The sequence below is a fragment of the Caballeronia sp. LjRoot34 genome (assembly GCF_964253815.1).
Lineage (GTDB): Bacteria > Pseudomonadota > Gammaproteobacteria > Burkholderiales > Burkholderiaceae > Caballeronia.
The window spans coordinates 1,540,808-1,553,438 of record NZ_CAXUSB020000002.1 but is presented as its reverse complement, the minus strand read 5'-3'; the positions used below and the strand labels follow the sequence as shown (position 1 = coordinate 1,553,438).

Here is a 12,631-nt window from a genome sequence, read left to right as displayed (position 1 = left end):
CGCGCCAATGTCATCGAATTCGATTGTTCTCACGACCGCTTGCGAACTCGCCGAAGCGATTCGTAGCCGGACCGTGTCGTGCGTGGAGGTGATGGAGTCGTATCTCGATCGCATCGACCGGGTCAATCCGGAAATCAACGCGATCGTTTCCTTGAGACCGCGTGACGTTCTGCTGCACGAGGCTCGCGAGCGGGACCGCGAGCTTGCGAACGCCGGCCCTCGCGGATGGATGCACGGTTTTCCGGCCGCGGTGAAGGACCTGGATCCGGTCAAAGGAATGACATGGACCTCGGGTTCGCCGATCTTCCGCAATCGCATTGCAGAGGCTGACTCGATCCAGGTCGAGCGCATGCGGGCGGCGGGCGCGGTCTTTATCGGCAAGACCAATACCTCCGAATTCGGCCTGGGATCGCATGCGTTCAATCCTGTGTTCGGGACGACGCGTAACCCGTACGACAGCAGCAAGTGCGCGGGCGGGAGCAGCGGCGGCGCGGCTGCCGCGCTCGCCACGCGCATGTTGCCGGTTGCCGACGGCAGCGACCATGCAGGATCGCTGCGCAATCCGGCTGCCTTCAACAATGTGTTCGGCCTGCGCCCTTCGTTTGGGCGCATACCTGAAGCCGGGCCCGACCTGTTCAGCGCCACGCTGGGAGTTGTCGGCCCGATGGCGCGCACGGTCGAGGATCTGGCGATGTTGCTATCGGTTCAGGCCGGCCCCGATCCGCGCGCGCCGCTGTCGATCAACGAGTCCGCCACCATTTTTTCCGACTTCGCGCACGGCATGCCGGTTCAATTGCGGAACCGCCGCATAGGCTGGCTGGGCGACCTCGGCGGGCATCTGGCCTGCGAGGACGAAGTGATCTCCCTATGCGAAGCCGGGCTGGATGTATTCGAACAACTGGGTGTCACGGTCGAGCCACTGAAGCTGGATTTCCCTGCTGAGGAAATCTGGGAGAACTGGCTGACGCTGCGCGCCTGGATCATGAGCGTCCAGTTGGGACCGTACTATCGCGATCCCGCCACCCGGGCGTTGATGAAGCCCGACGCTATCTGGGAAGTGGAGCGCGGGTTGGGCTATAGCGCGGAGCGCGTGGCGAGCGCCATCACATTTCGCACCGCGTGGTTTCGGACCATGAATACCTGGCACGCGTCTTACGATGCCGTCGCGTTGCCCTCGGCACAGGTTTTTGCGTTCGATGCCGGGCAGATCTGGCCCACGAGAATTGGCGGCCGAACGATGGACACTTATCATCGATGGATGGAGACGGTTATTCCCGGAACGATGTCGGGCTGCCCCGTCATCAGCGTTCCAGTGGGTTTCAACCGTGCCGGGCTGCCTATGGGAATGCAACTGATCGGGCGTATGAATGACGAACTGTCCTGTCTCGCACTCGCGCGTCTCTACGATAAAGCCATGATGTGGACCCGCCGCTGCGTGCCGCCGGGTCTCGATCTGCCTGCTGCGCCATCTGCTCGATAAAAGGCCGTCACGTGACTTCGCCACGGCTGCGACGGTCCTGCATGGACGCAGGCAGTTCCGGGACGCTTGCCGATCAGTGAGCGGTGCCATTGCCCCAATGATCATTCATGTATGTCTGCGTCGTCGAGATGAAGTTCTCGATGAGCGGCAAAGGATGCCGGCGATAAGGGCGAATCGCAACGAGGTTCGACGCACTCGTGTAATTATCGAACGGCCTGAAGACGATGTCCTTGCGTTTCGATGCGTTGAAGTTGAGAAGCGAGTAGCCGAAACCATTTCCCACGAGACTGCGCACCATCTCCGCCGACGACGCGCGCTGGCTGACATTGGGTTGAATACCCAGATCGCCGAAGATGGAGAGGAAATAGTCTCTCGTCTTTGGGATGTCCAGCATGATGAACGGTTCCTGATCGAGCTGTTTGAGTGATGTAAGCGAGTTGGCAAGCGGATGGTTGGCGGGCAGGACGCAGCATACTGGCGAGGGTTGCAGGATCGTGCATTGGTAAGTCGGCGCAACCTCGAAATCGAGTACGAAAATCAGATCGAGAGAACCTTCTTCCATCTTCGACATCAAGAGCGGATGACTGTCGCTCTGCCAGCGGATCTCGACCCCCGGATTTGCTGACTGGAACTGACGGATCAGCGGCGGCAGGAGGTCGGCAGCGATGTCCCCCAGACACCCTAGCGAAAGCTGGCGCCGTCGTTTGTCGGGATGCCTGTGACGCGCCGACTCAATATCACTCACCCGGCTGATGACGTCGCGCGCCTCGAAGAAGAGATGTTGACCGGCCGGCGTCAGGACCAGCCCGCGGGCGTGCCGCCTGATAAACAACTGTTCCTGCAAGACGCTTTCCAGACTGGCAATAGCGCCCGATATTGCCGGCGGCGAGATGTTCAGTTCTTCCGCTGCGCGCAGGGCGCTGCCATGTCGTGCCGCGGCAGCGAAGTAAGTGAGTTGCCTGAGCGTGATGCGGGGAATTTCCAGCGCGTCGTCAGGCGGCGGCGCTGAACTCGAGGGGAGCGAGGAGAACGAACTGGCGAACGAGAGAAGCATGCTCATGGTCTTGCTCCAACTTTCCGTTATGTCTTGCACTGGGCGAACGGTTTTCAGGTTCAGCGCAACGCGCGACGAAATAGAGCATGAAACATGCCTATATTCATGCATCGGACTTTCAGTGCGTGCTAAGTCGGGATTTATGACGCAGTCGTCTTTTTTTAGAAATTGCACAGCCTGATGATTTGCATCAGGCTTCCCACATGGTCACCCTCATTCCATTTCACATCGTCCCGCCAATGATTCCCTCTCAGCAATTACAGCACGATGCGCCAGATTCCTGGTACGCGGTCGCGGCTTCGGACGACCTGATGCCTGCCACCGTCATGCCGGTTACCGTGCACTCACAACGCATCGCGTTGTGGCGTTCGGCTTCTGGACACGCCAGTGCATGGGGCGACCGTTGCCCACATCGGGGAATGCGGCTCTCATTTGGTGCGGTGCGCGGCGAGAGTCTGTTATGCCCTTATCATGGATGGACCTTCGGCACCGATGGCCAATGCATCCACATGCCGGCACATCCCGATATCGTGCCGCCGAAAGCCGCATGCGCCCAGCGCTATGCCGTGACCGAGAGCAACGGCTATGTCTGGCTCAACCTGGGGCAACCGGCGGGCAGTCCGCCGCTCGACGGCCCCAGGACCTACCCCGTTCGCACGCTTTATTTTCCCGTACCGGTCGATGCAGCCCTGGCGGCGCTCATCAGCGTTGCATCGCATGCGTCGACTTCTTCAGGGAGCCACGCGCCGGCGCAAATCGATGTGTCGGATTCGAGCACGCCGGAGCGTCTCGTTTTCAAGGGCACGGACGAACGCGGCTCTTTCGTCGCATCGCTTGATCGCGCGGGCGGCCTGATGGTGGAATCGGAAGGCGCGAGTGGTCAGAGCACATTTGGCGCGTTCGTTTTCCCATCGGACGAAGCGACGTGCGGCGTCCACGTAGTCTCGATGGAACCCGCCCCGGCCGAACGGCGCATCGAGATAAACCGGGCGGCCGTTGCGGTGAGGAACGGTTTATCGAACGCGTTCGGCGATGAGCGTCACGTCTGGATGCAAAGCGCGATTGCCGAATGGCGAACCCATCGCGCGAGCGAAGCGCTCGCGCGCATGACGCATAATGAGGAAACGAAATGCAGGCAATAGACGACACGGTTGCGCGCGATGACTGGTACGTGGTTTCTTTCGGCAAAGAGATTGCGCCCGGGCGCAGCGAACGGACGCGATTGCTCGGCCAGGACATCATAGTCAGCCGCGACCACGATAACACCGTGCATTGCAGCTTCGTTCGCGAGTCGGGCGAGCAGGTCCCGCTGCCCGACGTACGCGAGCAGTACGGGTTCATCTGGGTCACGCCGGGAAAGCCCAGGCGAGACATTCTCGCCATTCCTGAATTCGCGGAGCCGGGGCGCCGCTTCATCTATCGCGGACGCATAGGAGTGCCGACTTCGGGGCAGCGGGTCATTGAGAATTTCTTCGACCTCTCTCACTTCTCGTTCATTCATACCGGAACCCTCGGCGGATATGAGTCCGCCGAAGTCCCGCGTTACTCGGTCGAGATGAGAGAAGAGGGTGCCGAACTATGGGCCGTTGGCTGCAGTTTTTTTCAGCCGATGGCTTCCGCGGCTGCCGGCGGCGGATCGACGATTTTCTACGACTACAGGATCGCCTCGCCTTTTATCGCATTGATTTACAAGGACAGCCTGATTCAGGTTGGAAAGAAAGACGTCATCGGCCTGTTCATCCAGCCTGTCGAAGAGGACCGATGCATCGTTCATTCGTTTGCGTGTGTTCATGACAGCGGGAACAGCGACACAGGGATCCTGCATTTCTATCACGAGATCTTTGCGCAGGACCGGATGGTTCTGATCAACCAGTTTCCCCGCAAGCTGCCCGTCAATCCTCGTCGCGAGTTGCCCATGCGCTCGGACGCAAGCTCGATGGCGTATCGCAGGTGGCTGGACCGCTCGGGTCTTGAGTTCGGCATCGAGCGCGCGTTGTAGCCCTTTCCCCAAGAAAAATGATCAAACTCTACGATTACATCCTGTCGAGCGACTGTTACAAGGCGCGTCTTCTGCTGTCCATGCTGGGTCTGCAGTACACGCCCGTCAAAATCGATGTGCACCCGGGCCGGGAGCACCGGTCTCCAGAATTTCTGACGCTCAATCCCCTGGGCGAGATTCCCGTTCTCGAAGACGATCACCAGATCATCTGGAAGTCATCGGCGATTCTCGTCTATCTTGCGAAACGCTACGATCCGACAGGGAAATGGCTTCCCGACGATCCCGTGCGTAACGCACAGACCGCGGGATGGCTCGCCTTCTCCGAGCACGAGCTCGCCACGATATCGCGACTGCGGATGGCCGCCATCACGGCACGCGGCATGGCGACAGAAGACGATCTCCGGGCTGCCCGCCGCGCGCTCGAAGTGCTTGAGGATCATCTGGCCGAAGGGGAATTGACGGGGCGTCGATGGCTGCTTGGCGAGGAGCCTACTATTGCGGATATCTCGGTGTTTCCCTGCGCGGCGCTCGCCCAGGATGCGGAGCTTTCGTTGAGCCCCTATCCGGCATTGTGGCGGTGGATCAACCGTTTCAAGGAGCTGGGGGGATTTATCGTCATGCCGGGCGTTCTGCCGAACTTTGCCGGAGCGTTTTAAGGACCGTTCAAGTTCGCTGAGAGACTTTTCGGGCTGACGGTACTCGTCAGCCCCGGCGTCCGGCACGGCCCTCAGCGCGGAACCTTTTTATCGAGGAATCCGAGCACCGCCGAGGTGAAGGCGACGGGATTGTCTTCGACCACCATATGCGCGGCCTGCTCTATATCCACTCGTTCGCCTGACCGGAGCGTATCGATCATCCGATCGGCGATCTGTGCCGTCACGAGGTCCGAGATAGCGCCGCGGACCATCAGGGTCGGACAGGCGACCTTTGCCAGCGCATCCCACGAACGCTGCGGCGGATCGGGCGTCAGGCGTGGGTCGAAGATCGCGGGATCGATACGCCAGTCGAGTTCGCCCGTCTCACGCCGCCGCAACATCCACTCCATGCGCGTGGCAATGCTGCGCTCGCCTGCGCGCGGGTGCATTTCTCGCAGGAACGTCAGCGCCTCGGCACGCGAGCCGAAGGCGTTCGGCGTGCGCGCAAGTTCGCTTCTGATTCGCGTAAGGCCGGCCATGTCGAGTTCCGGGGCACTATCGACGATCACCAGCGCGGCTACGCGATCCGGATGGCTCGCCGCGTAATTCAGCGCGTTGGTGCCGCCCATGGAGTGCCCGAGCAGGACAAACCGGTCGAGCTTCAGATGATCGGCGAGTGCTGCGAGATCCGCGACGTAGGCGTCGGTGTTGTATTGCCCATCCGGCGCCCAGTCGGACGCTCCCCGGCCGCGCTGATCGAGCGAGATGACCTGAAAGCGGGCGGCGGCCACCTCTGCGAATTCCTCGAACCAGTACGCGTAGGCACGTAGCCCGTGCAGCAGCACGAGTGGCGGAGCGTCGGCCGGTCCCCATCGAAGGTAGTGGAGGGAAAGTCCATCGTGCGTAAATGTTTCGGATAAAGCTGTCGACATCACCCTCTCCTTGTTCGCCAGGTCATGCAAAGCGCGCCGGATTCTGCGAATAGCCCACCTTCAATTCGATCTCGTATGAATCGGGATCCAGAATGTAGATGGACGTGCCGAATCCCCTTGCTCCATAAACCTCCATCGGCCCCCGGATGACAGCCACCTCATGCGAAGCGAGGTCGCGAAGCAACTCGTCCATATCCGCCTCGATACTCAGGCACACATGTTCGATGCCGCGCTCCGCGGGCGGAGGCAAGGCCGCGCCCGGCGGCAGTTCGAGCAGGTCGATCAGATTGGTGCCACAGCGCACCTGATGCAGGCCGATCTTCTCGAAGATCCGTTCGACACGCAGACCCAGCACCGAACGGTAGAACTCCGTTGTACGGCCGATATCGGTCACCTTGAAAACGACATGGTCGATCCCGTTGAAGCGTGCGTTGATCGGAGGCATGGTCGTGGAGGTCCTTCCATCGGTTTGAAGAGTCCAGCTTAAAACAGAAGGCCTGACGGCTGGATCACATTCATCGCCCCGATACCGCTGGTTTTTCTTAACCAGAGCCGTGAGCTGAACGGTTCGCGCGTCGAATCAGGAAAGCTGACGCAACGGATTAATGATCCGAATTGCCTCGCGCAACGGTTGGCCTTTACATTCGACCGGTGCCCTTCCAAAAAAGGGCGTCCAGGTCATACAGATGAGCAAACCATGCGCGCGGCGGGGCGGCGTTCGCATGGCTGCACATGCAATCAAGCGAGGGTTCATGTTTCATCCAGATCGCCGGGACGGCGCATCGGCTCTGTTTGCCGCTTTTGCTTCCGGCCTCGAGTTCACGCAGCTCCCTCCCGAAGTCGTGCAACAGGCCAAGCAGTCGATACTCGACGTGCTGGGCCTGGCGCTCGCCGGTGAGCGCATGAACGCAGGCTGCGCGCCGGTCACCGCTTATTGCGCAGCGGCGTCCGGGCCCGGCGCATCGACCGTCTGGTCGACCGGGCAGCGTCTTGCGCCTGGCTACGCGGCGCTTGCCAACGCCGCGCATGCCAGGGCGCTCGATTACGACGACATCATCGAATATCCGCAAATCCATGTGGCGGCTTGCGTGGTGCCGGCAGCGGTTGCCATGGCGCAGGCGCATCGTCTACCCGGCGCCGGCAGGGTGCTACTGAGTGCGGTTGCCGTGGGCTGTGAACTGCAGGCCCGTCTTGCCGCGGCGCTGGCTCCGCATTTCGGCGAGGGTCTGCCGATCATGCTGGCGAGCCAGATATTCGGCTATTTCAGCGCTGCGGCCGCTTGTGGAAACATCATCCGATTGTCGGAGGAGTCGATGCTCGATGCCCTCGGACTTGCGTTGATGCAGGCGGCCGGAACCGAGGAAACGGTTGTTCATGCACCGTTGAGCATGGGAAAGTTTTTATATTCCGGGCTGTCCAATCAGGCCGGCGTCCAGAGCGCGATGATGGCGAGCTTCGGGATCCAGGCGCGGGCCGATGTGCTGACAGGCGTGGCCGGATTGTTCAACGCCTACTTTGGCGGCAACTACGCGGCAGAAGCGCTCACCGATGGATTGGGACGCGATTATCGTTCACTGACGCGCTGCTTCAAGTCCATGCCGGGGACCCTCGTTGCCCACGCGTTCGTCGAAGCCGCGCTGATTCTCCTCGACAGCGCGGGCGGCGACCCCGGCGTGATAGAGAAAGTCGTTCTCTATGTCGGTCCCTGGGGCCGCGTCATGTGCGAACCGTCGGAGATGCGGCGCCATCCGCCGGGTGCGTCGGCGGCAATGAACAGCATTCCGTTCATGGTGGCCCATGCGCTGGTGCGGGGCCGTATCGGCATAGCCGATTTCGGCGAGGCTGGGCGCAACGACCCCGGCGTGCTGTCGATGGCCGCGCGTTTCGAGCATATCGTCATGCCGGAGCTTGCGAATCGGACCGGGCTGGAGCCTGGTGTCGTGAATCTTTGGCTCAAGGACGGCCGCAGACTTGCGCACCGGATCGACGCGCCGGCCGGACATCCGTCGCGCCCCTTGTCGTTTGACGACGTCGCGATCAAGTTTCATCGCAATCTCGACGACGCGTCGGTCCCAATGACGCCTGCGCGTCGTGAGGAAATCGTCCAGCACGTGCGCAGCCTCGAGTCGCTCGACAACATCTCGCCCATTTTTGAATCTGTATCCGATGACACAAACTCACGAGGAAGTCATGCCAGTTGACATGGAGAATTTGATCCGCGCCGATGCGGTCCACCGATCCGTCTACACCGATCCGGACGTCTACGAACTCGAGATGTCGCGCATCTTCGATACCACCTGGGTTTATCTGGCTCACGAGGCGGAATTGCCGCAATCGGGCGACTACGTGACAACCTACCTCGGCAAGCATCCAGTCGTGGTGTCGCGCCTCGAAGACGGGACGGTCACCGCGTTGATTAACCGCTGCCGGCACCGTGGTCCTGTGGTCTGCCAACACGAGAGCGGCAATAGCAAGTTCTTTCGATGTCCTTATCATTCGTGGACCTACGACAACTCGGGCGCGCTGATCGGCGTCCCGATGCCTCAAGGGTACGGGAAGTCGTTCGACAAGTCCTCGCTTGGGCTCGTCAAGGTTGCCCGCGTGGCCGTGTACCAGGGCTTCATTTTCGGCTGCATGAAAGAGGAGGGCGTCTCTCTGCTGGAACACCTCGGTGGCGTAGCGAAGTTTCTCGACGCCTATGCGGCCGTTTCACCCACCGGGAAGATCGATCTTTTCAAGGGAACGCAGAAGTGCGCTTACAACGGTAACTGGAAATATCAACTCGAAAACGGCGTCGATCCGTATCACGTCGGCGCGCTGCATGCGAGTGCGGTCACACCCGAAGCGATGCAGATATACCGGCAGGGAAAGGGCTGCGTAATCGCCATGGATGGACACGGTGTAACGGATCACACCGATTGGGGTCCGATGCCAGCCGACGCTGGCCTGTCAGGTGGCTTCAATCTGGTGATTTTCCCCAATCTGATTGTCCTCCGCAGTCAGATTCGCACGGTTCGTCCGATTGCCGTCGATCGTACCGAGATCTACACGAAGGTGGTGCGTTTGCAGGACGTTCCCGACGAAGTGAACATGCGGCGCATGCGCGACCAGGAGTTTGAATTCGGCGCTGCCGGTACTTTCTTCGCCGACGATCTGGATATCTTCGAGCGCACCCAGCGAGGCTTGCAAAGCGGCGCCGTAGATTGGCTGGTTTTCTCGCGGGGCCTGGATCGTGAATCGATGCGCGGCGGCTATATGACCGGCGGCATGTCCGATGAAACCCAGCACAGAGGCATGTATCAAAACTGGAAGCGGCTTATGAGCGATGTTGCATCGGTTCCTCGCGCAGAGGTCGCGGCATGAATACGGATCGTCCGGAAATCGAGGATTTTTTGTTCATGGAGGCGCGTTTGCTGGATACCGGCAGGTTCGACGCCTGGCTCGCGCTCTTTCATGAGAATGCGGTGTACTGGGTGCCCGCCGGGCATGACGATATCGATCCAACGCAACACGTGTCGATCATCCACGACGATAAGGCGGCGCTGGCGAAACGCATCGCCCGGTTGCAGTCGGGGCATGCGTACGCACAAGATCCGGCTTCGCGTGTGCATCGGCTCATTTCGAATGTGGGACTCGGCGAGGCGAACGACGAGAGCCGGACGCTTAGAGTGACGTGCATGATGCTGCTCGTGGAACTGGCGCGTCATCGTCAGACCATACATTCGGCGCGTTGCGAATTTCTCCTGCAACGTCGCGATAACACATGGCAGATACTCGGCAAGAAAGTCAACTTGCTTAGAAACAACGAGGTGTTGGAAGCAACACCGTTCCTGCTGTGAAAGTATTCGAGCGGGCATCGGATGCTGTTCCGGCTGCCTGGAGCGAAGTACTTTCCAACGAGTTCGCGGCAGTCCGGTTATCGGTCGACAGGCAGGGGAACGCGCCGCGCTTGCGCATCGATGATCTCGCGACGGGACTGTCGGTATTCATGGATGCGTTTCAACTGAGCGGACTGACCAGCGCGGGCAGCGTCGAATTGACGGCGCATATGGTTCCGCGTGGACTTGGGTCCGCCGACTGACGAACGTCGGAATCGCGTCCTGACAAAGTTTGGCTGACTCAATGTCCAGGTTATTTTCAGTTATCTGAATAAATTGTCGCGGTACGCTGATTCCATTGATAAGCATTACTGCTTGGCCGGCATGAGAAGCAATGCTTCCGGCCCAGTGAGGAAGGAAATGAAAGAAGACTGGTTTTCAGTGTCGGTGGTCGGTCGCCGACAGGAAGCGCAGGGGATTGTGGCGCTCGAACTGGCAAGCACGGACGGCGGATCGTTGCCGGCTTTCGAAGCAGGCGCGCATATTGACGTCAAGTTGCCGGACGGCATGGTGAGGCAATATTCGCTGCTCGCATGCCGGGAACGTTCGGGTGCCTACACGATCGGCGTATTACTCAGCCCGGCTTCACGGGGCGGATCGTCGTATATCCACGAGAAGATTCAGGTGGGCGATCACCTGACTATCGGCGTGCCGCGGAATCTTTTTATGCTGACGCGCGGAAATCGCCGCGTCATTTTGTTTGCCGGCGGCATTGGTATTACGCCGATTCTCGCAATGGCGGAAGCGCTCGCGCAGCGTAACGCGGAGTTCGACTTGCACTACAGCGCGCGCTCATTGGCTAACGCGGCGTTTCGGGACCGCATCGCCGCGTCGGGCCTGGTTGATCGCACGTACTTTTATTTTAACGACGCTGACAGTCGGCTTCGAGTGGCCGATGTGCTTTCCCGATACCCGACGGATTCCGATATTTATGTTTGCGGTCCCGAAGGCTTCATGACTTCGGTGATCGACGCCGCCGTCGCCGCCGGATGGAACCGGGACTGTATTCACAAAGAGAATTTCAGCCCGGCTTCGGCGACGTCCATCGAGCATGAAGGGCCGGACGGGTTCGATGTCCGGGTGGCGAGCAGCGGTGTCACGTTTCGGGTAACTCCGGGAAATAGCATTGCAAAGGTACTGCTCGATAACGGAATCGATATCCCGGTTTCCTGTGAGCAAGGTATATGCGGCTGCTGCATGACCGGCTTACTCGAAGGTGTTCCCGATCATCGCGACTACTGCATGTCGGACGAAGAGCATGAGCGCAACGACATGCTGACCGTGTGCTGCTCTCGTTCAAAAACACCGCTTCTGGTCCTCGATTTGTGAGAATGAGTTCGCATTAGAGGCAGCCAGTCCGGGCATGACGGAAAGCGGTGGCCGGCATCGGCCTGGAGATGAGCGCCACGGGGAGGAGATGGTGAATGAGGGCACGGCGGAATCACGCCGATAACCGAAAAGCGACGTTTTTATATCGAAGTATTTTTTTATAACTAAATTAGGATTACTATGAAAAAGACGGTTTTGTTTTTCGCGTCCTGTCTTTGCGTGACGCCTGCCTTCGCTCAAAGCAGTGTTACCCTTTATGGCATCATCGACAGTGGCATCACCTACGTATCCAATGAAGGTGGCGCTCATAGTATCCGGGAGGACGACGGCATCTATTATGGTAATCGCTGGGGTCTGAAGGGAAGCGAGGATCTGGGTGGCGGCCTCGCGGCAATCTTTCAGTTGGAGAACGGTTTCTCTCTTGGTACCGGCAAGCTCGGGCAGTTCGGCGCGGAGTTCGGCCGGCAAGCGTACGTGGGTTTGCGGAGTCAAACCTATGGAACGCTGACGCTCGGTCACCAGTACGACGCAGGTTCAGACTTTTTCATGACGAACTGCCTCGGCCTTGGTGCGTGCGTGACCGGGTATGGCGGACACCTGGGTGACCTGGACGGTCAACTGTTCGGTCTCAGGCTCGACAACGCGATCAAGTATCAGAGTCCCGACATGAAAGGGATTGAAGTCGAGGCAATGTATGCGTTCGGCAACACCGCGGGTAATTTTCATCAGAATAGCGGCTATTCCGGCGGCATTTCGTACTCGGGCGGTTCGATTTATGCCGCAGGGTATTACACACGCATTAACAATCCCAATACGCTCAACGGAGTGGACCCGTATGGCCAGTTGGGCGTGACCTCTCTGCTTGGCCAGTCCGTTGCCACGGTTTCCGCGAACGGGACGGTGAGCGATTCGTTTTCTTCGACGTCGTTCAATCTCGACAGCAAGTCGATCTTTGGCGCGGGAGTGAGCTACACGCTCGGCAAAATCACGGGCAAGGTTGATGTCGTCGATACACAAATGAAGGGTTTTGGTGAAACAGCGACATTGCGTGTCTACGAAGGCGGCGGCACCTACGCGTTCAGCCCCGCGTTGCAGGGCATTCTCGACTATCAATACAGCAAGCTGGAATCGGCTCACTGGAACCAGTTTTCGGTTGGTGTGAATTACGCTCTGTCCAAGCGCACGACGGTGTACACGGGCACCGACATCCTGAGGGCACACGGCGCTGATGCTGTCATTGGCGACTCGTTCGAGCCGTCGTCGACGGGTCATCAGACAGACGTACGCGTCGGCTTGCTCCACATGTTCTGAGTTTCAACGGGGA

General features: G+C 59.6%; 13 protein-coding genes. 10 read left to right on the top strand and 3 right to left on the bottom strand.

The features are described from left to right. Window positions 1–7 precede the first annotated feature (7 nt). A complete protein-coding gene (locus tag ACSQ36_RS26550) occupies window positions 8–1,480 on the top strand; it encodes an amidase (RefSeq protein ID WP_436184265.1) in 1,473 nt (490 codons plus the stop codon). A gap of 73 nt (window positions 1,481–1,553) precedes the next feature. Here the strand turns inward: ACSQ36_RS26550 and ACSQ36_RS26545 are convergent, their stop codons facing one another. Next, complete coding sequence (locus ACSQ36_RS26545) at window positions 1,554–2,540, bottom strand: LysR family transcriptional regulator (protein ID WP_436184264.1); 987 nt, start codon at window positions 2,538–2,540, stop codon at window positions 1,554–1,556. 197 nt (window positions 2,541–2,737) lie between these two features. Here ACSQ36_RS26545 and ACSQ36_RS26540 point away from each other — a divergent pair, with 197 nt between their 5' ends. The 3 genes from ACSQ36_RS26540 to ACSQ36_RS26530 are packed head-to-tail and all read left to right on the top strand — an operon-like array spanning window position 2,738 to window position 5,189. After that, complete coding sequence (locus ACSQ36_RS26540; protein WP_436184263.1) at window positions 2,738–3,676, top strand: Rieske 2Fe-2S domain-containing protein; 939 nt, start codon at window positions 2,738–2,740, stop codon at window positions 3,674–3,676. After that, window positions 3,664–4,533, top strand: a complete 870-nt coding sequence (locus ACSQ36_RS26535) for an aromatic ring-hydroxylating dioxygenase subunit alpha (protein ID WP_436184262.1) — start codon at window positions 3,664–3,666, stop codon at window positions 4,531–4,533. Before ACSQ36_RS26540 ends, ACSQ36_RS26535 begins: the two co-directional genes overlap by 13 nt. Window positions 4,534–4,550: 17 nt before the next feature. Beyond that, a complete protein-coding gene (locus ACSQ36_RS26530) occupies window positions 4,551–5,189 on the top strand; it encodes a glutathione S-transferase family protein (RefSeq protein WP_436184261.1) in 639 nt (212 codons plus the stop codon). Window positions 5,190–5,260: 71 nt separating this feature from the next. Here the strand turns inward: ACSQ36_RS26530 and ACSQ36_RS26525 are convergent, their stop codons facing one another. After that, a complete protein-coding gene (locus ACSQ36_RS26525; protein ID WP_436184260.1) occupies window positions 5,261–6,100 on the bottom strand; it encodes an alpha/beta fold hydrolase in 840 nt (279 codons plus the stop codon). A 22-nt stretch (window positions 6,101–6,122) separates the two neighbouring features. Continuing rightward, a complete protein-coding gene (locus ACSQ36_RS26520) occupies window positions 6,123–6,545 on the bottom strand; it encodes a VOC family protein (protein ID WP_436184259.1) in 423 nt (140 codons plus the stop codon). A 277-nt stretch (window positions 6,546–6,822) separates the two neighbouring features. On the opposite strand from ACSQ36_RS26520, the gene ACSQ36_RS26515 reads away from it, so the two are divergent. From ACSQ36_RS26515 to ACSQ36_RS26490, 6 genes are all read left to right on the top strand, one after another. Beyond that, window positions 6,823–8,301: an MmgE/PrpD family protein gene (locus ACSQ36_RS26515; protein WP_436184258.1), complete on the top strand. Its 1,479-nt coding sequence runs from the start codon at window positions 6,823–6,825 to the stop codon at window positions 8,299–8,301. Beyond that, window positions 8,291–9,463 carry an aromatic ring-hydroxylating oxygenase subunit alpha gene (locus ACSQ36_RS26510; RefSeq protein ID WP_436184257.1) on the top strand — a complete coding sequence of 391 codons (1,173 nt, stop codon included), beginning with the start codon at window positions 8,291–8,293 and terminating at the stop codon, window positions 9,461–9,463. The genes ACSQ36_RS26515 and ACSQ36_RS26510 overlap by 11 nt, the downstream gene beginning before the upstream one ends. Next, window positions 9,460–9,939, top strand: coding sequence for an aromatic-ring-hydroxylating dioxygenase subunit beta (locus tag ACSQ36_RS26505; RefSeq protein WP_436184256.1), 480 nt, complete (start codon window positions 9,460–9,462; stop codon window positions 9,937–9,939). The genes ACSQ36_RS26510 and ACSQ36_RS26505 overlap by 4 nt, the downstream gene beginning before the upstream one ends. Next, a complete protein-coding gene (locus ACSQ36_RS26500) occupies window positions 9,936–10,181 on the top strand; it encodes a hypothetical protein (RefSeq protein WP_436184255.1) in 246 nt (81 codons plus the stop codon). Before ACSQ36_RS26505 ends, ACSQ36_RS26500 begins: the two co-directional genes overlap by 4 nt. Window positions 10,182–10,338: 157 nt before the next feature. Further along, window positions 10,339–11,307 (top strand): PDR/VanB family oxidoreductase, encoded by a 969-nt coding sequence (locus ACSQ36_RS26495; RefSeq protein ID WP_436184254.1) that lies wholly within the window; start codon window positions 10,339–10,341, stop codon window positions 11,305–11,307. A 180-nt stretch (window positions 11,308–11,487) separates the two neighbouring features. Further along, entirely contained in the window at window positions 11,488–12,618 is a 1,131-nt protein-coding gene (locus ACSQ36_RS26490) for a porin (RefSeq protein ID WP_436184253.1), read from the top strand. Window positions 12,619–12,631: the final 13 nt, after the last annotated feature.